Origin of the sequence: Blautia sp. BIOML-A1, assembly GCF_009883055.1 — a bacterium.
Classification (GTDB): Bacteria; Bacillota; Clostridia; order Lachnospirales; family Lachnospiraceae; genus Blautia_A.
In genome coordinates, this window is sequence record NZ_WWVR01000013.1 from 18,482 (window position 1) to 41,546 (window position 23,065).

The following is a 23,065-nucleotide window of genomic DNA, read 5'->3' on the forward strand; positions in this document are numbered from 1 at the left end:
TGGTATCCCCTTCGGGGCTCGTGCGCTCTGCCGAGGGCTTTATCCGCTGTTGCAGGCAACATCGAAAGGAGGTGCCAGATATGGCAATTTATCATATGCAAGCCAAAGTCGTCAGCCGTGGTTCCGGTCGGTCTGCTGTTGCTGCTTCTGCTTATATGAGCTGTAGCCGCATGTACAATGATTACGATGGCGTTCAGCATGACTACACCAGAAAGCAGGGGCTGATCTATCAGGAAGTGATGCTTCCTCCAATGGCTCCATCCAAATGGATTGACCGGGAACAACTCTGGAACGCTGTGGAAGAAACCGAAAAGACCAAAGACAGCCGACTGGCAAGAGAATTTGTTGTCGCACTCCCTGTTGAGTTGGATAAAGACAGCAATATTTCTCTTCTTCAGGATTTTATTAAAAAGAATTTTGTAGATGTGGGGATGTGTGCTGATTTTGCCATTCACGATACAGATGGTCACAATCCCCATGCACACATTCTTCTTACTGTCCGACCACTAAATGAAAATGGAACATGGCAGTATAAAACCGAAAAAGAATATCTCTGTATCAAAGATGGGGAAGAAAAAGGATTTACTGCTTCTGAATTTAAAACTGCTCAGAAACAGGGATGGGAAAAGCAATATCGCTATAAAGTTGGAAAAAAGAAAGAATATCTGACTTCCTCTGTTGCACAGGAAAAAGGATATGAACGGATTAATAAACACCCCAAGAGCAGCCGATATGGCAGACAGAATCCTATTTCCGAACAATGGAACAGTGATGAACAACTTTTCATCTGGCGGGCAAACTGGGCAGATGCCGTAAATAAAATGCTTGCACGTAATCAGATAAATGCTACCATTGATCACCGCAGCTTTGCAGATCAGGGAATCACCGAACAGCCAACTATCCATGAAGGCTACATTGCCCAGAATATGGAAAAGAAAGGCATGATAGCAGACCGCTGTGAAATCAACCGTCAGATTCGTGCGGATAACAAAATGCTCCGGGAATTGAAAGTTCAGGTAGCAAAACTGGCGGAAGCTGTAGAAAAGTCTATTCCGATAATTGCAGAAACATTGGAAGCAATCCGCAATCATATGATCTTTACACAGTACCATTTACTTCACAATGAAATGCAAAAAGAAGTAATTCATGACTGGATGAATCATTTTAATCCCATACTGAATAAATATAATGCTGTTAAGAAGAAACTTAAAGCGAAAGTTGTGGAGCGAAAAGGACTGAATGTGCAAAAGGATAAAACCAGTATTCTGAATCCCATCCAGCATATAAAATTGAATCAGCAGCTTACCACTGTTACCGAAGAAATCGAAGAACTGAAATCACGGAAAGAGCAGCTAATCTTCCAGGCACAATGCTCTACCGATAAAGATATGATGAATCTATCCAAGAAATACGACCAGATGAATAAAAATCTGGATGTCCTGGATTCTCAGGACACCTCGCTCAAAAAACTGCTTGAAAAAGATGCCGCCGCTTTCCGGGAAGAAAAATTTTGTCCTGAACCAGAACAATACACAGAATTGCTGGATACCAGGATCCAGATACGTCCTGATTTTCGGGATAAGCTGATTGAACAACTCAAAGGTACTTTCGGTAAATATTACGACTATCACCGTCGTGATATTGCAGCCAATGAGGTGGATTATCTCAATGTGGAAGATCCTGATGTCTTCTCTCATCGTGCATGGGAACTTAAATATCAGAGAGAACAGAAAATGCGGCGAAATCAGCCTGCAAGAGCTAAGAAAAGGTCATATGATATGGAATTATAATCATCATCGAGTAGATAATATGCTCTTACAACTCTCTTGTTTAAAAGGCGTATGGATTTAAAAGTTCCATACGCCCAATTCACTTTAACCAGTTACAATCTGCCATGTTTTCTTGTATAAAACCACATTCATTATAATGCTGAGATTCTTTGTTGCATATCAATAACTTGAACTTTACTATTTTTAAGAACTAATCCATACGAAAAATGAATCGTATTTCCTCCCACTGGTTCAAATTTAACATATTGTCCACATATATTTCTATTACGTTCACCAAATATTTTCTTTATCTTTTCTGGCAATACACTATATATCGGACATGACACATCTATAGTATAAAATCCATTTTTCATAGGATTACCTCTGTCACTAAACCATTCACTTATTGAAATTCTATTACCTGCTACAGATTTACATTGAGCTGTATATTCTTTGCCACGTAATGTAAACATTAATGGGGTTTCCTCTGGAATATTAGAAGATACTTGAAATCTTATCTTTCCATCATTCATTTTCCAGCTCAATGAAGCTTCAATCTTCAATTCCTTTCCATTAATAGGTTGTTTAGGTTCTAATTCCTCGGGCAATGGCAATAAATCTCCCATCTCAACGTAATGATTTTTATAATACCATCTACCATATTTCTGTATAAATCCCCATGATGACAAATAATTGCTGTTTAACTGATCTATAGTAGCATCCGAAAACTGAAATCCTCTTTTTGAATAATCTACTCTTGAATATGCACGTAAAATTTTAATAATTGGTATATGATATTTATTATAGGCATCTATATATGGCAAACATTCAATATCATAAATATTATCCGAAGCATTCTCATAAGATTTTCGACGAGCACATATGAATTCATATATTTTCTCATCAGTAACCTGTTCATTGACTGGTTGTGGCGTAACAGAAAAATAAAAGTCTCCCACTAACGAAGAATATTCCCATGAAAGCTGTTCTTCTCCGTATTGGCTAATTGATATTTCTGACACTTTATTTCTAACAAATTTAAACATTTCTTCAATTTTCAAATTTGGAATAAGCATAGCATCTTTTAAAACTTGTGTATATAATCCATTACTACATTGTCCATCAAATGCACTACAGTCAGCGCTTGTAGAATAAGCAATCATAGTACCTTTAGGTGGATTATTAAATGGCGCAAAGCCTGTTAAAAATCCCCTCCCCATAGCAAAAGGATTATCTCGACATGCATCCAATATACATATTAATGTTTTTCCCTTATATGAAGATGCACCTTCTAACAGCGAATTTAAACAATAACAAGAGACCATTGTCTTGCTTTTATCACTTAACTTTAAATCAATAGGAACGATAAAATTTTTACCGTCGATTTGCATACCATGCCCTGCATAAAAAAATACCCCTACAGCATATTCATCTAATGCCTGTAAAAAATCATTAACAGATTTTTGAATATCTATTAAATTTGCATCCATTATTTTTGTAACATCAAAATTTAATTTATTCAAAATACTAGCAATATCGTCAGCATCATTCTTAGGATTATTCAATTTCCCTACATTTGAATAATCAGAATTACCGATTACTAATGCAATTCTATCCATTATTCTCACCTCTGAAATTATCTTACGTTTTATTTCATAATTAAAAATTTTAAATTCATTTCTTAATATAAATTTTAATCTGTTATTTTGATCATACCACCTTCTTAGCCCATTTTATATAAACTCTTACAAACACTGAAAAGCTCCCGAAGGAGCTTTCCACGCTTTAAATATACACTAATTCTTTCAACACAATCTCTTCTGCAGCATTCCGGGCATTATTTACCGCTCTAACCCATTCCATCTGGTCACGAGCTTTCAATTCTTCCGTAATGCCCTGCTTCTCCATCATCTGACTCACCAGAATATCCATTCTCTCCTGTGCTTCATCGTCCACAGTATTCAGATGTTCTGTCAGTCTGTCTTCCAGCATATACAGTGAATACATTGCCGGACGATGCTCTTTCAGATATGTTTTCCGCATCATTCCATATTTCCCATAATGCGGTTCTTCATCTGTACTGACAAGATTCGAATAGTAAATTCCGTCTGCGCCAAGTGTGTAGGTTCCACCCATTTTTTCAAATGTGCTTTTCATGTGTTATTCCTCCTTGAAATCAGCGATGTCCTTAAATCATCGCAAAATATTTCAGGGCAGCCTTGATAGCATCTTCTTTCTCTTTCGGGCATTGTGGAACTCTTGCATTTTCTGATTTTGGAAGATTATAGTTTTCTCCCACTTCAATTCCACATTTGCGTTTTACCTGAGAAATATATAAACTTGAAACCTTCAAGCCAAATTCTTTCAGCACATAATCTTTGATTTCCTGATAGGTTGCTTTCAACTCGGCACTGGTGGCATCCAGCTCGTCCAGGTCTAAGTCGATCTCTATCGTGTCATCTGGTTTTTGTTGGGACAAAAGAACAACCGTCTCCACATGCACCGTCTGTGGGAACTGATCCACTCCGCAGACCTTCTTCAGTTCATATCCATTATCACACAAGAATCGCAAATCTCTGGCGAGTGTCGCACTGTCACAGCTCACATAGACAACTCTCTTCGGCTGCATTTTGAGGATGGTTTTAAGCAGCATTTCATCGCAGCCCTTTCGCGGGGGATCGACTACGATCACATCTGCATAGACGCCGTTTTTCTCATATTCTCTTGGCAGAACCTCTTCGGCTTTTCCGACAAAGAATTCTACATTTTCGATATTATTGATCTTGGCATTTCGCTTCGCATCTTCGATTGCCGCAGGAACGATTTCCACACCACGGACAAATCTGGCTTTCTGTGCCAGAAAGAGTGAGATTGTTCCAATACCGCAGTACAGATCCCAAACAGTTTCTTCTCCATGAAGATCCGCATATTCCAGAGCTTTGGAATACAGTTTCCAAGTCTGTTTCGGATTTACCTGGAAGAAGGAAAGCGGCGAGATTTCATAGGAAATGTCTCCGATCTTATCTGTGATAAATTCCTGTCCCCAGATGGTCTTAACTTTTTCACCAAGAATCACGTTATTTCGTTTCTTGTTAATATTCAGAGAGATACTCGTCATTCCCGGAATTTCACAAAGCTTCTCGATCAGTTCCTTCTGATGCGGAAGTTCCTGGCCATTAATGATCAGACAGACCATGAGTTCACCGGTAAAAAATCCATAACGAACAAAAATATGACGCACCAGTCCCTTGCCTGTCATCTCATCATAAGGTGCAATATTATATTTCTCCATATGAGCAATCACGCGATCCAGCACATCTTTATTCTGTGGAATTCCCAGAGTGCAATCACGATTCTCAATAATCGCATGCGTACGACCGGCATAAAATCCTGTGATAATCCTGCCTTCTTTATTCCGTCCAACTGGAAACTGTGCCTTATTTCTATAATGATATGGTTCATCCATACCGATCAGCGGCTCCATAGGAAGGTCATGAAATCCACCGATCCGCTCCAGATGACCCCGAAGTTTCTTTTCTTTAAACACTTTCTGTTCTTCATAAGAAACTGCCTGAAGCTGACATCCGCCACACTGACGGGCAGATGGACACACTGGTTCTACCCGATATGGTGAAGGTTTAAGGATTTCCATCAGCCTGCCATATCCATAGTTCTTCTTTGCCTTCATGATCTTTGCTTTAACAGTATCTCCAATAACTGCATCCTTTACAAAAACAGTGAAGCCATCAGCTTTGCCAATGCCTTCACCATCTGTTCCGCAGTCCACAATTTCTAACGTAACAATGTCATTTTTACGATATTCCATGAGGATCAAACGTCTCCTGTTCTTCTCAGATTTGATTCAAAAAGCCTGTTATATCCAAGCCATTCCTTCTTGCCTTTATCTGCTGCAAAAATCTCTGTCAGTGTTTCCATACGGGCATCCGTATTGTCTGCAAGATTTAACGCCACAGCCTCTGCCAGTGCCGGTTTCTTTGGTGAACCATATTCCAGTTCTCCGTGATGTGCCAGAATGCAGTGTACAAGCTGATTCTCCAGTGTTTCCGGAAAATCCGGGATTTCTTTTGCCAGATCATGGATCATCTGTGCACCGATAATGATATGTCCCAGAAGCTGCCCTTCATCTGTATAATCATTCAATGGGAAAGAGGAAAGTTCCTTTGTTTTGCCCACATCATGAAGAAGTGCTGCTGTGATCAGAAGATCTCTCTTAAGAAGCGGATAAGCATTTGCCATATAATCACAAAGCTTTGTAACACTTAAAGTATGCTCCATCAGCCCTCCGATAAAACCATGATGAACGGTTTTTGCCGCTGAATGTTCCTGGAAGGATTTCAAAAATTCCTTATCTTCTACAAAAAGTTTATTCAGAAGAGCGGACAGATACTCATTCTTTACTGTCTTAATAATTCCAAGCAGCTGACCATACATATCATCTGTGCTGTTTTCACTCACCGGAAGATAATCTGCCGGATCATATTCTCCCTCTCCTGCTTTGCGGACTCTCTTGATATTCAGCTGCATTGCTCCCGCAAAGGTTGTCACATCTCCGACAACATCAATATAATCCAACGCATCAAAATCATCAATTCCCAGGGAATTGGGATCCCATATCTTGCCATCCAGAACGCCTGTCTTATCCTGAAGGATCACGTTCTCATATGGTTTACCATTCTTTGTTGTTGCTGCCTGTTTCTGTTTACAGAGATAGATTCCACTGAGTCTGTCTCCTTCATGTAATTCATTAATAAATCGCATGTTACTCTTGCCTTTCTGTTTTCCTTTATTTTAACTGTCCTGTATCTTCTATGTCTCAGTCCACTTTCACAAATGTCACCGTATCCTTCCGGACACATTCTACTGAACAGTTACCTTTACTGCTAATTCTACATCTGTATATTCTCCGGATGGATTCTTACGATACACATTGACCTTCGTACTTGTTCCCTTACTCAGCCCCTGAAGCACAGATGCATACTCTTCCATTGACTGTATTTCCTGTCCGTCCAGAGTATGCAGGATGTCTCCGTTCTGTATTCCGGCTGACATTGCCGGTGAATCCACCTCCACATAATCTACATAAATTCCTCTCGGAATCTCAAGACTTTCTGACTGTACGGATGAGATTGTTACTCCTTCAATGCCTATGTAACGGATATCCTCGCTGTTTGCCATACTTTCAAGAAGCGGGCACAGCTGTGCTGTTTCTACCGCACGGATCACATTTGTCCTGTTCTCTTCCTGATTCCATATGATACCGACAACTTCACTGTCCTCATTCAGAAGAATCCCCCTGCTGTTCTCATCACCTGCCATATCTGTCGTAAGCATTCCATACTCCTCGTCTGCAATCTTAAGAGTACCTGTGACAGCCGCTATGGTTCCAGCTATCAGGGAATCATAATCTCCTGTAGGGCTTCCGATGGCAATGACAGCATCTGTCTGTTTCATATCATCCTCTGAGGCCAGTGAAACCGCTGGAATTTCTTCCTGCGTTTCTTCACCTACTGATGCAAAAGGAACCTTGATCACCATAAGTCCCGTGCGAAAATCATTCTTGCACAAAATTCCATCTGCTGTCGTTTCATCAGAAAATGTAACAGTAAACTTATCTGCCTCATCCATCTGATCTGCAAGCGTCAATATATAAAAAGCATCTGAATTTTTCAGAAAAACGAACCCTTCTCCCTCGCCATAGTCCAGAAAAGAATCGTCCAGAAGATCTGCATCTTCTCCTGCTGCTGAGATACGGACAAGTGCTCTCCGCGGCATTTCTGCAATCTGACTTATCCCATCCGACAGATTATCCTGAGATTCCTCAGTGGCTGTTTCCTTCTTCTCTTCTGATAACTGCAGTGCTGGCGTTTCCTGTTCCAGTGACTCTTTGGCCGCGGGAGTCAGAGTTACCACAGCTTTCTGTTCTGCCACACTGCCAAGTTTCTCCAACGCCTTCGGAACGATCAGTGCCATTGCACACGTTGCACAACTGCCAAAGATCACTCCACAGAGGGCTGCTGTCAGTATTTTGGCCGGCAACCCCGTCTTTGTTGGCTGCTCTTTTATGGTTTCTTTTATAAAAGTATAGTTCTCCGAAGATATTTCTTTATCATTCCGTTTGGCCATATCTTTTCTCCTATGATGTAAAGCCTAACAATTCTAGTTTATTTTAGCAGAAACTTATGAATTTTTTATGAATAAAATCCGTCTATTTGTCTTTTCATTCCATCGGAAATCATGTAGAATAGAGAAGACTAAAAGATTATAAAAAATAACGAGGAATTATTATGAATCAAAAAGCATTAAATGCACTGGAATACCCTAAAATCATAGAAAAGCTTACCGAAAAAGCCTCCTCCGGCATGGGCAAACATCTCTGTCGAACACTGGAGCCTTCCACCGATCTCGAAGTGATCCGAACCATGCAGCTTCAGACCCGTGATGCCCTGACACGCCTTTTCCAGAAAGGCTCCATTTCATTTGGTAATGTCAAGGATATCCGTGGATCTCTGAAACGCCTTGAGATCGGAAGTTCTCTTGGTATTCTGGAAATTCTCTCTGTCTGCAGTCTTCTTGAGAACACCTCCCGTGTCAAAGCCTATTCTCGTCGGGATCGTGCTGACATACCGGATGATTCTCTTGACAATATGTTTGACGGACTTTCTCCCCTCACCCCACTCTCTTCTGAAATACGCCGATGCATTCTTTCTGAAGATGAGATCAGTGACGATGCAAGTCCGGCTCTTCGTCAGATCAGAAGAAATATGAAGGTAACAAATGACCGTATCCATTCACAGTTATCCGGACTGGTAAACGGTGGTGCCAGAAGTTATCTTCAGGATGCTGTGATCACTATGCGAAACGGCAGATACTGCGTGCCTGTTAAGGCTGAATATAAAGGTCAGGTTCCTGGTATGATCCACGATCAGTCTTCCACTGGTTCTACCCTTTTCATTGAGCCAATGTCTGTTGTCAAACTGAACAACGATATGCGTGAACTGGAACTCCAGGAACAGAAGGAAATTGAAGTGATCCTTGCAGATCTCAGCGAACAGATTGCTGTCGAACGGGAAGCCATTTCTCTTAATCTGAACATCATGGTCCAGCTTGATTTTATTTTTGCAAGAGCTGCTCTTGCCATGGAAATGAATGCAAGCGAACCGGTTTTTAATGATGAAGGCCGTATCAATCTCAAAAAGGCCCGGCATCCACTCATCAATAAGAAAAAGGTTGTGCCTATCGACATTCGTCTTGGAGATACTTTTGACCTTCTTGTCATCACTGGTCCAAATACCGGTGGTAAAACAGTTTCCCTCAAAACAGTCGGTCTTCTGACCCTTATGGGACAGTCAGGTCTTCACATTCCGACTCTGGACCGCAGTGAGCTGGCTCTTTTTCATGAAGTATATGCAGATATCGGAGATGAGCAGAGCATTGAGCAGTCCTTAAGTACCTTCTCCTCTCATATGACAAATATCGTTTCTTTTCTCGAGAAGGCAGATCAGCATTCTCTTGTTCTGTTTGACGAGCTTTGTTCCGGAACCGATCCGACAGAAGGAGCCGCACTTGCCATTTCCATTCTCTCTTATCTCCATGACAGAGGAATCCGGACCATGGCAACCACACATTACAGTGAACTCAAGGTATTTGCACTGTCTTCTTCCGGTATCGAAAATGCAAGCTGCGAATTTGATGTAGAAACCTTAAGCCCAACTTACCGTCTGCTGATCGGTATTCCGGGTAAGAGTAATGCTTTTGCAATCTCATCCAAGCTCGGTGTCCCATCTTCCATCATTGACAAAGCCAGGGAGCAGATCAATGAGCAGGATGAATCTTTTGAGGATGTCCTGACTTCCCTTGAGGAAAGCCGTATCACAATTGAAAATGAACGTACAGAGATTGCACAGTATAAGCAGGAAATTGAGACTCTCAAGAAACAGCTTGAGACTAAGCAGGAGAAACTGGATGTACAGAAGGACCGCATCATCCGTCAGGCTAACGAAGAAGCTCACAAGGTTCTGCAGGAAGCCAAGGATTATGCCGATCAGACCATGAAGCTTTTCCACAAATTCCATAATGAATATGTAGATACTGCCGCTGTTGAAAGAGAACGCCAGCAGCTTCGCCAGCGCCTCAATAAGGCTGAACAGAAAATGGCACAGCCCACCGTCAAAAAGAAGCCAAAAAAGGAACTCTCTGCCAAAGATGTACGTCCGGGTGATACCGTTCGGGTACTCAGCATGAATCTTAAAGGTACGATCAGTACCCGTCCTGATTCCAAAGGTTATCTTTTTGTACAGATGGGCATCATACGCTCCAAGGTTCATATTTCTGACCTGGAACTTATTGATGAACCGGTAATTACAACACCTTCTCTTTCCCGCACAGGAGCCGGAAAGATCCGTATGTCCAAATCCACCAGCATTTCTACCGAAATCAACCTTCTTGGTAAAACCGTGGATGAGGCTGTTGCTGAACTCGACAAATATCTTGATGATGCTTATCTGGCTCATCTCAAAACCGTTCGCATCGTCCATGGTAAGGGAACCGGTGCCCTGCGAAAAGGCGTTCACAACTATCTCAAGCGCCAGAAGCATGTCGCATCCTACCGTCTCGGTGAATTCGGTGAGGGAGATGCCGGTGTAACGATCGTAGAATTCAAAAAATAACAGTCAAAACAAAACCAAGGGAAAGGCGATATTTATTATGGTAACAAAACAAAAAATCTTAATCGTAGATGATGACAATAATATTGCAGAACTGATTTCTTTATATCTTACAAAGGAATGTTTTGAAACCAGCATTGTAAATGATGGTGAGCAGGCACTTAAAGAGTTCTCCAGCTTTTCACCGGATCTCATACTTCTTGATCTGATGCTTCCGGGCATCGACGGCTATCAGGTCTGTCGGGAGATCCGTCATGTTTCAGATGTACCGATCATCATGCTTTCTGCCAAGGGCGAAACCTTCGACAAGGTACTGGGACTGGAACTTGGTGCAGATGACTACATCATCAAACCTTTTGATACAAAAGAACTCGTTGCCCGCGTCCGTGCAGTACTGCGCCGCTTTAAGGCCAAACAGCCTGCGGTAAATCCATCCGAGAAAAGTGTCAGCTATCCGGATCTTACGATCAATCTGACCAATTACTCCGTCACCTACATGGGAAATCACGTGGATATGCCGCCAAAGGAACTGGAACTTCTCTACTTCCTTGCTTCGTCCCCGAATCAGGTTTTTACCCGTGAGCAGCTTCTTGATCATATCTGGGGATATGAATATATCGGGGATACACGTACCGTTGACGTCCACATCAAACGTCTCCGTGAAAAGATCAAGGATCATCCGCAGTGGAGTCTGTCAACTGTCTGGGGAATCGGTTATAAATTCGAGGTCAGAAAATGAAAAAACGATTAACCTCCATGTTTTTTGCTGCCTACATCCTGCTCGGTATCCTGGGATTTTTTCTGGTAACATTTGTGGGCTCTCATCTACTGGAGGCAAGACTGGAAAAATCCATCACCTCAGACATATACCAGACTGCCCACCGCATTGCAGAAAGTGAACTTGTACGTCATAACATCACTTCTACAAATGTAGAATCTGTCCAGAGTACTCTGTCCCTGGCTGCCAATTATCCGGATACGATCATCTGGATCATCAACAGCAACGGACAGATCATCCTGAGCACCCGCAAGGATATTTCGCCGGATCATCCCATCGATCTGGATGGTTTTGATCCTGCTTCCTGGGGCAGTAATTATTATCAGATTGGAGATTTTTACGGATACTTTCATGATTCCCGTTTAAGTACCATTGCACCTATTACAGAACATCTGAATATCCGGGGATATGTGGCAGTTCACTATCTCATGAGTGATCTGTACCAGAGCCGCAGCAGCCTTCTCTGGATCATTCAGCTTCTGTTTGTCATCACCTATCTGATGACTGCTGTACTGTTTCTCTTTTACAGTTTTTATATACGGAAACCACTTTATGCTATTACAAAGGGTGCTTCTGAATTTGCCAATGGAAATCTCTCCTATCAGATTCCAGTAAAGTCCGAAAACGAACTTGGTTATCTTGCAAGTAATCTGAATTACATGGCTGATAAGCTTAATCGTAATGGAGAATATCAGCGGCAGTTTATTTCAAATATTTCCCATGACTTCCGCTCACCGCTGACTTCCATCAAAGGTTATGTGGAAGCTATGATCGATGGTACAATTCCTGTGGAAATGCAGGAAAAATACCTCAAGATCATTTCCTACGAAGCAGAACGACTTGAGAAGCTTACCCGCGGTCTTCTGACTCTGAATGAGCTGGATATCCACAAACGGATGCTGAATATCCAGGATTTTGATATCAATCAGACCATCAAAAGCACCGCCGCATCTTTTGAGGGAACCTGTACAACCCGTCAGATCCTTCTTGAATTGATCCTGTCCGGTCAGACTCTGTATGCTCATGCAGATCTGGAACAGATTCAGCAGGTGCTGTACAATCTTCTAAGTAATGCGATCAAATTCAGTCCTGATCATTCTACGATCACGATTGAGACAACAGAAAAAAACGGCAAAATATTCGTATCCGTTAAAGATCACGGTATCGGAATCCCCAAATCCAGCCTGAACAGGATATGGGAACGCTTTTACAAAATTGACCGTTCCCGTGGCAAAGATCAGAAGGGCACCGGGCTTGGACTCGCAATCGTCAAGGAGATCATTTCCGCTCACGGTCAGCATATCAACGTGATCAGCACAGAAGGCGTTGGAACTGAATTTATCTTCACATTAGAACAGGCAAAGTAGAAATTTCTACTTTGCCTGTTGTCAGTTTCCAGATTTGTTGTTATGATTTTTTATCAATGGTCAAATGGACTCTGGATCATTCTGTCTTCCTTTGTCAGATAAACACCTCTTGGCGTAATTCTTATCTGTGGAATAACCGGAAGTGCCATAAAGGAGAGGGTAATAAACGGGTCAAATCCCTTCGGTATCCCCATCTCATGTGCTTTTGGTATCATTCGTGCCAGTTTCTCATTTACCTTTTCGTATCCGGCATCACTCATAAGTCCCATGATCGGAAGAGGAAGTGTGTCAAATACCTCTCCATTTTCAACCAGCGTATAGCCGCCCTGCACACGAAGAAGCTCCTGTACTGCCAGATACATATCATGGTCATTATCTCCGATCACGATCAGATTATGGGAATCATGAGATACACTGGATGCGATTGCACCACCCCGAAGGCCGAATCCTTTTACAATTCCCACACCAACCTTTCCAGTATTTTTATGACGTTCTACTGCTGCAATCTTCTGATAAGTTTCGTCCGCTTTAAAGAACTTCTGCCCATTTTCGTCGACATAGCCGACTTCTTCCATGATATCTTCTGTAACGATCTGTCCCGCGAACATTTTGATAATATGTACCCTGCCTTGCTTCCACGGAAGTCGAAGATTGGATTCTTTAAAGCCAAGAAGATGAACTGTGTTTTTGAGCTGCGGTGAACACGGACGGATCTCAACTTTTTCATCTCGGATGATTTTGTTACCTTTATGGTACACTTCCAGTACATTCATCTCATCCAGATTATCCAGTACAACAAAATCTGCCTGATAACCTGGTGCAATTGCCCCAAGATGATGCAGGCCATAGCATTTTGCTGCCTGTATGGTCGCCATTTTGATTGCCTGTTCCGGCTTCAGCCCGAGCCGCACTGCCTTTCTTACATTGAAATCAATATGTCCTTCCCTGCGGATCTCCTCAATGTGCTTGTCATCTGTACAGAAACAGAATCCTGAAGTATCCGTGTGATGCTCTACAATGCCTTTGACAATCGCTTCCAGGTTCTTCGCTGCACTTCCTTCACGAATCAGTACCTGCATCCCATTTCTGAGTTCTTCCATAGCATACTCATAAGTCACACATTCATGATCTGTCGAAATTCCTGCCAGTGCGTATGCTGCCAGATCTTTTGATGAAAGAAACGGTGCATGGCCATCTCGCACTCTGTCCTTAAAGACGGACAGTTTCTCATGCATGGCTACACTTCCATTAATGACAGAAACCGCATCCATCACTTCTCCCAGACCAAGGATTCTGGGATGATTCAGATATGCTTTCATTTTGCCTGCAGTAAGGATGCATCCGTTATCATCCACATGCGTAGCCGGTACACAGGAAGGCATCATGACATAGACATTTGCCGGCACTTCCTCCGTCTGTTCCAGGATATAGTCAATCCCATCCGTTCCTGAAACATTTGCCGACTCGTGAGGATCTACAATAAACGTTGTCGTGCCGCACTGTGCCACCTGTCTGATCAGTTCACCGGGCGTTACCAGAGTTGATTCCAGATGGAGATGGCTGTCGATAAATCCCGGGCAGAGATACTTTCCATCCATGTCGATTTCTGTTTCTCCCTCGTACTCTCCGACTCCAACAACAACCCCGTCTTCAACTGCCACATCTCCTTTACAGAACTCACCTGAATGAGCCATAAATACGTTTGCATTTTTGAAAACGAGAAAAGGTCTTCGAATTCCACGTGCAATTTCCGAATAAACGCGATATCTTTCCAGATCCATGCAGATACCTCCTTTTTGCTTATCCTTATTTTTTTAATTTTATGTCCACTGATGATCATGCAGCTGTCCCTGAAGCTGCATATGATCAAACTGATTCTGCCGTAAGGCTTCATATAAAACAATTGCCACTGAATTACTCAGATTCAGTGAGCGAATGTCATTGATCATCGGAATACGAATGCAGTTTTCCTTATTTTCCATAAGAATCTCTTCCGGGATTCCGGCACTTTCTTTGCCAAACATAATGAAGCAGTCCTCTTCGTACTGAACATCTGTATATGTCTGAAGTCCCTTGGTTGTTGCATAATAAATCCTGGCACCCGGATTCTTTCTGAGAAATTCCTCGTAATCCAGATATGTAGTTACATCCAGATCCTTCCAGTAATCCATTCCCGCACGTTTGATTGCTTTCTCACTCAGACTGAACCCCAGCGGTTCGATCAGATGAAGCCTTGTTCCTGTCGCCACACAGGTTCTTCCGATGTTTCCTGTATTTGCCGGTATCTCCGGCTCATGCAGTACAATATTTAACTTTGCCATTTCTTATCCTTTCTCCATTCTCCGCCCCATGCAAATCTGGTCAGTTCATCCTGAGACGGTCTTTCCAGATAACGGGTAAGTTCTCCACTGTATAAAAGTCTGTCATTGCCGGCAACTGCTTTGCCGATCACAGCTGCCGGAATCTGATGATGCGAAAGCTCCTGTACCAGCTTTTCTCCGTCTGTGCATCCCAGAAGAACAGCTCCCTCTGACAGTAGTTTATACGGATTCACATCCAGCCTTTCACAGATTTCAATCGTTTCCTGACGGACAGGAATCGCACGGAGATCTGCCCGAAGACCAGTTTCCGAGGCTTCTGCCATCTTCCACATACCGCTTAGGACTCCTCCCACACCAAGGTCATATCTTGCATGAACCTTGCCTTTAAATATTTCCGAAATATCTGCTGATACACTGCATTTCTCCAGAATGCGGGCTGTACTCCAGAGAAATCCGTCTGAAAAATACTGAAGCAGTGTTTCTCTCTCTTTTTGCATCAGAAGCTGTGTCCCTCTGATTCCGATCACACCTGCAACTACCAGATCATCACCCTGCTTAAGCGAACCGTCAATCTGTGCTTTCAGTGCCTCCATCGCCTGCTGCCCAAGTTTCATATGTATTTTCCTCCGTTTTCTATTTCGCTTTATCCTCTGTTATAAAAGGATGGAGAGAATACTTGGAACTACCATGGCAAGGACAAGAACGACTGCAATTACAGCCGCAAATATTTTTCTCTTTTTCGGATCAAACATTCCCATTTTTGTCACCTCATTCTATTTCGTTATCCATCCTCAGCACAACATTTTCTGTTGTCGCATTATTGGACAGTGGATTTCTGTTTTCATAATCAAACAGGATCGCTTTTCCACCCGGAAAAACTTCTATATGTGCAGTTCTGGATATCCTGTGTTCTTTTCTGTAAGCCCAGACTGCACTCTCATACGGTTTCTGGTCTGCTGCAAAGGAAGGTCGTTTCTTCAGCCGCTCTCTCAGATACAGATCATACAGCATATACTGTGCCGCTGTTTCCGCATCGATCTGTGTCTCCTCCTTCAGAAACTCCAGCAGAATCTCATAACGACGCATTCTGGAATGTGAAATCTCACTGTATCCTTTCTCTTCATAAAAAGTACCCAGCTTTTCATAAAATATAAAAGCATCCTCAAACTGCGGCACCAGATATTCCAGTGTATTCTGAAACTGTCCGCTGTTATAGTAAACCTCTACCATGCTTTCTACCCGCTTAAGCTTCAGAATTTCTCTGTAAGAAAGCCAGTTTGTAGAAAGTACCTCGTATGGTTCTTTTTCTTTATGCAGGATTCCGTACTTCTGTGCTTCCCGTTCCATCAAAGACCCCTTCAGAACCTTAAGAAATCCCAGCTGAAGCTGATCCGGCTTCATTCCGTAAACATCATTAAAAGAACGGTGGAACGTATCATAATCCTCATATGGAAGACCTGCGATAAGATCCAGATGCTGATGAATATTTCCAAAACTGTGGATCTTTGCGACAGACCTTTCCAGTTTCACGAGATCCATGTGCCTGTGGATTGCATGAATGGTGTCCGTATTTGTGGACTGCACGCCTATCTCAAGCTGGATCAGCCCCGGACGCATTTTACTCATAAGCTGAATTTCTTCATCCCGAAGAAGATCTGCCGAAATTTCAAAATGGAAATTTGTCACTCCGTTATCATGCTCCAGAATGTATCTCCATATTTCCATCGCATGCTCATGCCTGCAGTTGAAGGTCCGGTCTACAAACTTGACCTGCGGCACTCTGTGATCCAGAAAAAACTGCAGTTCCCTTCTGACCAGCTCCAGATCACGAAATCTTAACTTCTTGTCAATAGAAGACAGACAATAACTGCAGGAAAACGGGCATCCTCTGCTGCTCTCATAATAAATGATCTTGTTCTCAAAATCCTTAAGCTGCTCATATACAAAAGGAATTTCGCTTAAATCTGTCAATTCTCTCCAGCCATTATTGTGGATTTCTTCTCCGTCACGATAGACAATTCCCGGAATCTCGGCCAGAGATCCCTCCCCGTCCACGTAATAATGCACCAGCTCCAGAAATGTTTTTTCACCTTCTCCTGTCATAACTCCGGTCATCTGTGGTGTTTTTCTGAGGAAAGCCTCCGCATCAAAGGAAACCTCCGGTCCTCCAGCCCAGAATTTTGTTTCCGGAAGTATTTTGTGCAGATCACAGAGAAGATCCTTTACAAAAGAAATATTCCATATATAGCAGGAGAAGCAGACCACATCCGCTCCAGTCAGATAAATATCCTTCAAAATCTCATCTTTCGTCTGATTGATCGTATATTCTCTCAGAAGAATATGCTCCTGATAAGCAGACGCATATGCCCTGAGATCATATACAGCAAGATTTGAATGAATATATTTTGCATTACATGCTGCCAGTAATATTTTCATAAATCTTATAAACCTTTCTGGACCTTATTTATCCAGAAGCTCCTTAATTGTTTCTTTTGGAGTCAGTCCGACCAGTCTCTCTGCTTCCTGACCATTTCGGAAGATCAGAAGTGTCGGAATACTCATAATACGGAATTTCTGCGCCAGCTCTGGTTCCTGGTCAACGTCGATCTTGCCTACACAGTATCCCTCTTCTGCCAGTTCCTCAACGATCGGACCCTGACGCATACATGGTCCGCACCAGGTTGCCCAGAAATCCAGCAACACTGGTTTCTCCGCCTTAAGAACTTCCTGTTCAAAATTCGCTGCTGTAATTGCTTTTGCCATAATGATTCCTCCTGTTATAAGCTCTGTCCTTTGACAGTACGCTCAGATATATGATTTCCGTTTGCCTGTTTTTTATGAAGATTTTTTACTGCGGACATACTTCCCTGCACTGATGGCGGCCATACTGCCTTCATAAACCGCTTTTGATACCTGAAGAAGCCCTCCCGTACAGTCTCCCGCCGCAAAAAGTCCTGGAATGGTCGTTTCCATCTCTTCATTTATCTTAATGTTGCCCTTATCGGTGATCTCCGCCCCCATCTGTCTGGCAATCTCTGTACTTCCTGCGGTACCAAGCGCTATAAAAACTCCATCTGCCGGATAAAACGACTTCACCTGTGTTTCTGCTTCCTGTACAGACGCATCACTCTGCATCAGAAGACCGGAAACCTTATCCTCGCCTTCAATTGCCTGAATCTTCATCGTATTAACTGAGATAGGATGTTCTCTGGAAAATTCCGGCTTCTTTCCATCTGTATAGATTGTCACATCCTGTGTGACATTCCGAAGCTGTTCTGCCTCATGAAGAGCAAAGTCCCCATTTCCGACAACAGCAACTTCCTTGCCTCTGTAAAAGAATGCATCACAGACAGCACAATAGCTGACACCTCTCCCCTCAAATTCCCTGAGACCTGGAATCTTCGGAGCAGTTCGCTTCCCTCCTGTCGCCAGGATCACGCTGACCGTATCAAAATCTCCGGCTGTGGTCTTTACTGTAAAAGTATCAAAACCGCTGATTCCCAGCACCTCTGCCTCTATGACACGGACACCCAGGGCTTCTGCCTGAGCAAGTCCTCTCTCATAAAGCTCCCTGCCCGAAACTGGCTGTTCCAGGCCATAATAATTCTCGATCTTCTCCGCCTTTTCCAGTGCTCCGATACCGTTATTTATCACAAGAGGATTCAGATTTCCTCTCGCCGCATACAGAGCAGCTGAAATTCCGGCGGGACCTGCACCGATGATCACTATATTTTCCATTTTATCACCTGCCTTTTTATTATTTTATAATATTACACCGGAAAGGAAATGTCCAGAATGTTTTCTATTCCTTGAAAAACCCCAAATTTTTTATGTATTTATTTTTACAATTATGTTATATTTATCTTATGATGTCTTGGTCAGACTGAATGCACGCGAAACCCGGGTGCATGATCCTGAGCTGATATCTGCAGATACGATATTTATTAAATTTATATAAGGAGTAACTATCATTATGCGAAGCTTCGAATATTTTGCCCCCACAAGGGTTATTTTTGGCAAAGATTCTCATTTACAGATTGGTGATATCCTGAAAGAAGAAGGCTGCCATAAAGTTCTGATCCATTACGGCGGTCACAGTGCCATCTCTTCCGGACTTCTTGATGAAATCAAAAAATGTCTTACCGATGCTGATATTGACTTTGTCACTCTGGGCGGTGTTGTTCCAAATCCCCGTCTTTCCAAAGTACGCGAAGGCATTGAACTCTGCCGGAAAGAGAATGTAGATTTTATTCTTGCCGTTGGCGGCGGAAGTGTCATCGATTCCGGCAAAGCAATCGGTTATGGTGTTGCGAATCCATGGACAGATGTCTGGAATTTCTTCCTCAAGACAGAGACTCCGACTGCCTGTCTTCCGATTGGTGTAATTCCTACCATTGCAGCTTCCGGAAGTGAAATGAGCGGTTCCTGTGTTATCACCAACGAAGAGGGCTGGCTCAAACGTGGAAGTACCAGAAGTGATCTTTGCCGTCCTAAATTCGCTCTGATGAATCCAAGGCTGACCTACAGTCTTCCTCAGTATCAGACCGAGAGCGGATGTGTCGACATTCTCATGCACACCATGGAACGCTATTTTGTCAATATCGAAACTATGGAGATTACCGACAGCATGAGTGAATCTCTGATGCAGACAGTGATCTATAACGCACGTATCCTTATGAAGGAGCCAGGCAACTACAACGCCCGTGCAGAGATCATGTGGGCCGGAAGTCTTTCTCATAACGGTCTGACCGGATGCGGCACCGGCGGCGGTGACTGGTCCTGTCATCAGCTTGAACATGAACTTGGTGGTCTTTACGATGTCACCCACGGTGCCGGTCTTGCGGCTATCTGGGGAAGCTGGGCACGATATGTATACGACGTAAATCCGGAACGTTTTGCACAGTTTGCAACAAATGTATTTGAAATCCCATGTGATCTTGATTTCAACAAAACCGCCCTGGCCGGAATCGAAGCAATGGAAAACTTTTTCCGTTCTATCCAGATGCCTACCAGCCTGCATGAACTTGGTCTTGATCTTAATGACCAGCAGATTCATGAGCTTGCTTTTAAATGTAGCTTTGAAGATACCCGTACCATTGGTGTATTTAAACAGTTAAACATGAAAGACATGGAAAAGATTTATTCCATGGCAAGATAAAACTCTTACAAAAATCTCCGGCAGGATACAGCTTTTGCTGTTTCAGCCGGAGATTTTGTATTTTACTGGATAAGATAAACCTCTGTGTAATAAACGCCCTTGGACTCACCCTCTGCATGCGTTGCCACATAAATATCAATACAGTTTGTCTTGATCGCACCACCACAGTCCTCTGCGACATAAACCTGTCCATTGATCACGACCTTGCTTCCATATGGTATCTGTGACGGGTCTACTGCGATCGTGTGGTTTGTCACCGCTGTTACACCCGTAGAAGTGATTCCATTTGCATACGGTCCACAACAAATACTGCACGGACAGTAATGTGTGATCTTGAATACACCAAGGTCTTTGAGTTTAGCATCAGAGGATGCTGCCACCGGTGTTCCGATCTGTACTCCATTCTGCTCGGTAACACTCTCATCTGTCTCCAGTGCATCTGCAAAGACTCCTTTACCGCTGCTTTTGTGAAGGGTTCCTGCATCTTTTTTCTTATCTATGGATGCCGAAGTATCTGTACTTTCCTGAGCATCTGCAACATCCAGGCAGCTGGTCGGGATATATCCCTCTTTTTCCGTTCCGTCTGCATTCTGATATTTGATCCTGCTCCAGACACCATTTACGGTTCCTGTACGCTTTACCTGATCCAGTTCCAGCACTTCGCCGACAACTTCTCCATCCTTCTTTCCCGGATAATCCAGAATGCTGCTGTCAGATGTTACTTCCACTTCTTCCTCATCTACAGACAGAATCTGATTTTCGCTGTTCAGTGCCTGCGTCTGCATATATCCTATGACCTTTTCTCCTTCAGACTCTGCCTCCACCTTACTCCAGCCATTGTCACAGATCGCCGTCTGTTCTACCTGGTCTCCCAGTGCTGCTGCCATAAGCTCCGCACTGCTGTCAGAGGGCATGGAATAAATACCTGCTATTCTGGCTGTCACATAAAGTGTTTTCTTATCTGCTGTTACCTGAACCCTATTCCCCTTACCATCATCTGTCTCAAATGTCTGGACAGACTTATTTTCCTTCTGTGCCGTTTCCAGCACTGTATCATAATCCGGAACTTCGCCATAAACCAGAGATGCATGACATAACAGCACACTCCCCAGCAAAAGGGCCGTCGTTCTCTTCTTCACGAATCTTTCACCTCTTTCTGTCAGTTTACTATATTTGTTACTGTTCACTCCGTTCGCAGTAACTTGGTCAAAATGCATTCCAAATCACCTTCGGTGATGGCATTTTGCCCCGTATGTCTCGGGATTTTGCCATATTCATGGCAAAACACCTCGCGGGATATTACCTGTGAACAGTTTACTATATTTCCAACTTTGAGCATCACTGTCCTGTTTGATCCATATAGCACAATTCTATTTCTGTGAGTATTGTAGCACATGATATGTGCGATTTCAAATTTACACAAAGTTTTCACTCTTTTTTAACAAAGCGTCCAAAATAGCACTGAAAAACTTTTTTTCAAATTTTTGAATTTTTTTCAAAAAAACATTTGACAAATACAAATCTATCTGGTATAGTATGTCTTGTCGCTGAGGAAAACAATTAAAACTTCCAAACAAGACATATGCGATAGTGGCGTAGTTGGTAACGCGCGACCTTGCCAAGGTCGAGACCGCGGGTTCGAGCCCCGTCTATCGCTCTTAAGAATCAGGAATCATTCCTGGTTCTTTTTTGGTTATAAGAATATTTTCATCGTGATCTGATAAAGACAAAAAGAGAAAGCTCCTCTTTTGTTTGTTCAGAAGCTTTCTCTCTCTTTTTATCTTATATTTTATTTTCTTAGTGATGGAACAGTCTGATTCCTGTAAATGCCATCACCATTCCATATTTGTTGCAGGTTTCGATCACTGCATCATCTCTCACAGAGCCACCCGGCTGTGCGATAAATTTCACACCGCTCTTATGTGCTCGTTCAATGTTATCACTGAACGGGAAGAATGCGTCTGATCCAAGTGTTACATCTGTCATCTGGTCCAGCCATGCACGCTTCTCTTCTTTTGTGAATACTGCCGGTTTCTCAGTAAATACATTCTCCCATGCTCCATCTGCCAGAACATCCATGTATTCTTCGCCAATGTAAACATCGATTGCGTTATCACGCTCTGCTCTGCTGATAGTATCTTTGAACGGAAGATTCAAAACCTGAGGACTCTGACGAAGGAACCAGTTATCAGCCTTCTGTCCTGCAAGTCTGGTGCAGTGTACACGGGACTGCTGTCCTGCTCCGACGCCGATTGCCTGTCCGTCTTTGACAAAGCATACAGAGTTGGACTGTGTATATTTCAGAATAATCAGAGAAACCTTAAGATCTCTCTTTGCTTCTTCTGTGAGTTCTTTATTCTCAGTCACAATGTTGGAGATCAGTTCATCATTGATTGCCAGTTCCTGGCGACCCTGCTCAAAGGTCACTCCATATACCTGTTTGTGCTCCAGTGGAGCCGGTACGTAATCCGGATCTATCTCGATCACATTGTAATTACCTTTTTTCTTCTGTCCAAGAATTTCCAGTGCTTCCTGTGTGTATCCCGGTGCAATGACACCATCAGAAACCTCTCTCTTGATCAGCATTGCTGTGTCTTTATCGCAGACATCAGAAAGAGAAATAAAATCTCCAAAAGAGGACATACGGTCTGCACCTCTGGCTCTTGCATACGCACAGGCAAGCGGAGAAAACTCTTTCCAGTTCATATCATCGACCCAGTAGATCTTTGCCAGTGTCTCATCAAGCGGAAGTCCTACTGCCGCACCTGCCGGTGAAACATGCTTGAAGGAAGTTGCTGCCGGAAGTCCTGTTGCTTTTTTGAGGTCGCGCACAAGCTGCCAGCCGTTAAATGCATCCAGGAAGTTGATATATCCTGGTTTTCCGGAATGAACCTTGATCGGAAGCTCACTTCCGTCCTCCATGTAAATTCTGGAAGGTTTCTGGTTTGGGTTACATCCGTATTTTAACTGTAATTCGTTCATCTTATT

Annotated in this window: 18 protein-coding genes and 1 tRNA gene; 6 read left to right on the forward strand and 13 right to left on the reverse strand. The window is 42.9% G+C overall.

Features of this window, described 5'->3' with window-relative positions; translation table 11 throughout:
* Positions 1-80: 80 nt before the first annotated feature.
* Positions 81-1,790: a MobQ family relaxase gene (gene mobQ, locus GT674_RS07940; protein ID WP_161285207.1), complete on the forward strand. Its 1,710-nt coding sequence runs from the start codon at positions 81-83 to the stop codon at positions 1,788-1,790.
* 131 nt (positions 1,791-1,921) lie between these two features.
* Here mobQ and GT674_RS07945 read toward each other — a convergent pair whose 3' ends face one another.
* From GT674_RS07945 to GT674_RS07965, 5 genes are all read right to left on the reverse strand, one after another.
* On the reverse strand, positions 1,922-3,388 hold the full coding sequence (locus GT674_RS07945; RefSeq protein WP_006859000.1) for a caspase family protein: 1,467 nt from the start codon (positions 3,386-3,388) through the stop codon (positions 1,922-1,924).
* Between the two features lie 166 nt (positions 3,389-3,554).
* The gene (locus GT674_RS07950) at positions 3,555-3,926 is read right to left on the reverse strand and encodes a TnpV protein (RefSeq protein ID WP_006859001.1); all 372 of its coding nucleotides are present in this window, start codon (positions 3,924-3,926) and stop codon (positions 3,555-3,557) included.
* 31 nt (positions 3,927-3,957) lie between these two features.
* Positions 3,958-5,595 (reverse strand): 23S rRNA (uracil(1939)-C(5))-methyltransferase RlmD, encoded by a 1,638-nt coding sequence (gene rlmD / locus GT674_RS07955; protein ID WP_161285208.1) that lies wholly within the window; start codon positions 5,593-5,595, stop codon positions 3,958-3,960.
* A 5-nt stretch (positions 5,596-5,600) separates the two neighbouring features.
* Positions 5,601-6,548: a 3'-5' exoribonuclease YhaM family protein gene (locus GT674_RS07960; protein ID WP_161285209.1), complete on the reverse strand. Its 948-nt coding sequence runs from the start codon at positions 6,546-6,548 to the stop codon at positions 5,601-5,603.
* Between the two features lie 99 nt (positions 6,549-6,647).
* Positions 6,648-7,913 (reverse strand): S1C family serine protease, encoded by a 1,266-nt coding sequence (locus tag GT674_RS07965; RefSeq protein ID WP_161285210.1) that lies wholly within the window; start codon positions 7,911-7,913, stop codon positions 6,648-6,650.
* A 161-nt stretch (positions 7,914-8,074) separates the two neighbouring features.
* On the opposite strand from GT674_RS07965, the gene GT674_RS07970 reads away from it, so the two are divergent.
* Genes GT674_RS07970 through GT674_RS07980 form a run of 3 tightly spaced genes read left to right on the forward strand, consistent with a single transcriptional unit; the run spans position 8,075 to position 12,598 of the window.
* The gene (locus tag GT674_RS07970; protein WP_161285211.1) at positions 8,075-10,456 is read left to right on the forward strand and encodes an endonuclease MutS2; all 2,382 of its coding nucleotides are present in this window, start codon (positions 8,075-8,077) and stop codon (positions 10,454-10,456) included.
* Between the two features lie 37 nt (positions 10,457-10,493).
* Positions 10,494-11,192: a response regulator transcription factor gene (locus GT674_RS07975; RefSeq protein ID WP_161285212.1), complete on the forward strand. Its 699-nt coding sequence runs from the start codon at positions 10,494-10,496 to the stop codon at positions 11,190-11,192.
* On the forward strand, positions 11,189-12,598 hold the full coding sequence (locus tag GT674_RS07980) for a sensor histidine kinase (RefSeq protein WP_161285213.1): 1,410 nt from the start codon (positions 11,189-11,191) through the stop codon (positions 12,596-12,598). Before GT674_RS07975 ends, GT674_RS07980 begins: the two co-directional genes overlap by 4 nt.
* Positions 12,599-12,651: 53 nt before the next feature.
* Here the strand turns inward: GT674_RS07980 and ade are convergent, their stop codons facing one another.
* The 6 genes from ade to GT674_RS08010 all read right to left on the reverse strand — a co-directional run bounded on the left by ade (position 12,652) and on the right by GT674_RS08010 (position 18,657).
* Positions 12,652-14,379: an adenine deaminase gene (gene ade / locus GT674_RS07985; RefSeq protein WP_161285214.1), complete on the reverse strand. Its 1,728-nt coding sequence runs from the start codon at positions 14,377-14,379 to the stop codon at positions 12,652-12,654.
* 39 nt (positions 14,380-14,418) lie between these two features.
* Positions 14,419-14,919 (reverse strand): tRNA (uridine(34)/cytosine(34)/5-carboxymethylaminomethyluridine(34)-2'-O)-methyltransferase TrmL, encoded by a 501-nt coding sequence (gene trmL / locus GT674_RS07990; RefSeq protein ID WP_161285215.1) that lies wholly within the window; start codon positions 14,917-14,919, stop codon positions 14,419-14,421.
* Positions 14,907-15,533 carry an AIR synthase-related protein gene (locus GT674_RS07995; protein ID WP_161285216.1) on the reverse strand — a complete coding sequence of 209 codons (627 nt, stop codon included), beginning with the start codon at positions 15,531-15,533 and terminating at the stop codon, positions 14,907-14,909. Before GT674_RS07995 ends, trmL begins: the two co-directional genes overlap by 13 nt.
* 154 nt (positions 15,534-15,687) lie before the next feature.
* Entirely contained in the window at positions 15,688-17,355 is a 1,668-nt protein-coding gene (locus GT674_RS08000; protein ID WP_161285217.1) for a B12-binding domain-containing radical SAM protein, read from the reverse strand.
* 24 nt (positions 17,356-17,379) lie between these two features.
* Complete coding sequence (gene trxA / locus GT674_RS08005; RefSeq protein ID WP_161285218.1) at positions 17,380-17,682, reverse strand: thioredoxin; 303 nt, start codon at positions 17,680-17,682, stop codon at positions 17,380-17,382.
* A 72-nt stretch (positions 17,683-17,754) separates the two neighbouring features.
* Positions 17,755-18,657 (reverse strand): NAD(P)/FAD-dependent oxidoreductase, encoded by a 903-nt coding sequence (locus GT674_RS08010; RefSeq protein ID WP_161285219.1) that lies wholly within the window; start codon positions 18,655-18,657, stop codon positions 17,755-17,757.
* 235 nt (positions 18,658-18,892) lie between these two features.
* Here GT674_RS08010 and GT674_RS08015 point away from each other — a divergent pair, with 235 nt between their 5' ends.
* The gene (locus tag GT674_RS08015) at positions 18,893-20,077 is read left to right on the forward strand and encodes an iron-containing alcohol dehydrogenase (RefSeq protein WP_161285220.1); all 1,185 of its coding nucleotides are present in this window, start codon (positions 18,893-18,895) and stop codon (positions 20,075-20,077) included.
* A 62-nt stretch (positions 20,078-20,139) separates the two neighbouring features.
* Here the strand turns inward: GT674_RS08015 and GT674_RS08020 are convergent, their stop codons facing one another.
* Positions 20,140-21,216, reverse strand: coding sequence for a 3D domain-containing protein (locus GT674_RS08020; protein ID WP_302025326.1), 1,077 nt, complete (start codon positions 21,214-21,216; stop codon positions 20,140-20,142).
* Positions 21,217-21,661: 445 nt separating this feature from the next.
* Between GT674_RS08020 and GT674_RS08025 the strand changes: the two genes are divergently transcribed.
* Positions 21,662-21,734 (forward strand) — tRNA-Gly (locus GT674_RS08025).
* Between the two features lie 140 nt (positions 21,735-21,874).
* Here GT674_RS08025 and GT674_RS08030 read toward each other — a convergent pair.
* On the reverse strand, positions 21,875-23,059 hold the full coding sequence (locus GT674_RS08030) for a phosphoribosylaminoimidazolecarboxamide formyltransferase (RefSeq protein ID WP_161285221.1): 1,185 nt from the start codon (positions 23,057-23,059) through the stop codon (positions 21,875-21,877).
* Between the last annotated feature and the right edge of the window lie 6 nt (positions 23,060-23,065).

Excerpts from the sequence above, each read along its gene's own strand:
- mobQ (WP_161285207.1), top strand. The coding sequence starts at position 81 with ATGGCAATTTATCATATGCAAGCCAAAGTCGTCAGCCGTGGTTCCGGT.
- GT674_RS07945 (WP_006859000.1), bottom strand. The coding sequence starts at position 3,388 with ATGGATAGAATTGCATTAGTAATCGGTAATTCTGATTATTCAAATGTA.
- GT674_RS07950 (WP_006859001.1), bottom strand. The coding sequence starts at position 3,926 with ATGAAAAGCACATTTGAAAAAATGGGTGGAACCTACACACTTGGCGCA.
- rlmD (WP_161285208.1), bottom strand. The coding sequence starts at position 5,595 with ATGGAATATCGTAAAAATGACATTGTTACGTTAGAAATTGTGGACTGC.
- GT674_RS07960 (WP_161285209.1), bottom strand. The coding sequence starts at position 6,548 with ATGCGATTTATTAATGAATTACATGAAGGAGACAGACTCAGTGGAATC.
- GT674_RS07965 (WP_161285210.1), bottom strand. The coding sequence starts at position 7,913 with ATGGCCAAACGGAATGATAAAGAAATATCTTCGGAGAACTATACTTTT.
- GT674_RS07970 (WP_161285211.1), top strand. The coding sequence starts at position 8,075 with ATGAATCAAAAAGCATTAAATGCACTGGAATACCCTAAAATCATAGAA.
- GT674_RS07975 (WP_161285212.1), top strand. The coding sequence starts at position 10,494 with ATGGTAACAAAACAAAAAATCTTAATCGTAGATGATGACAATAATATT.
- GT674_RS07980 (WP_161285213.1), top strand. The coding sequence starts at position 11,189 with ATGAAAAAACGATTAACCTCCATGTTTTTTGCTGCCTACATCCTGCTC.
- ade (WP_161285214.1), bottom strand. The coding sequence starts at position 14,379 with ATGGATCTGGAAAGATATCGCGTTTATTCGGAAATTGCACGTGGAATT.
- trmL (WP_161285215.1), bottom strand. The coding sequence starts at position 14,919 with ATGGCAAAGTTAAATATTGTACTGCATGAGCCGGAGATACCGGCAAAT.
- GT674_RS07995 (WP_161285216.1), bottom strand. The coding sequence starts at position 15,533 with ATGAAACTTGGGCAGCAGGCGATGGAGGCACTGAAAGCACAGATTGAC.
- GT674_RS08000 (WP_161285217.1), bottom strand. The coding sequence starts at position 17,355 with ATGAAAATATTACTGGCAGCATGTAATGCAAAATATATTCATTCAAAT.
- trxA (WP_161285218.1), bottom strand. The coding sequence starts at position 17,682 with ATGGCAAAAGCAATTACAGCAGCGAATTTTGAACAGGAAGTTCTTAAG.
- GT674_RS08010 (WP_161285219.1), bottom strand. The coding sequence starts at position 18,657 with ATGGAAAATATAGTGATCATCGGTGCAGGTCCCGCCGGAATTTCAGCT.
- GT674_RS08015 (WP_161285220.1), top strand. The coding sequence starts at position 18,893 with ATGCGAAGCTTCGAATATTTTGCCCCCACAAGGGTTATTTTTGGCAAA.
- GT674_RS08030 (WP_161285221.1), bottom strand. The coding sequence starts at position 23,059 with ATGAACGAATTACAGTTAAAATACGGATGTAACCCAAACCAGAAACCT.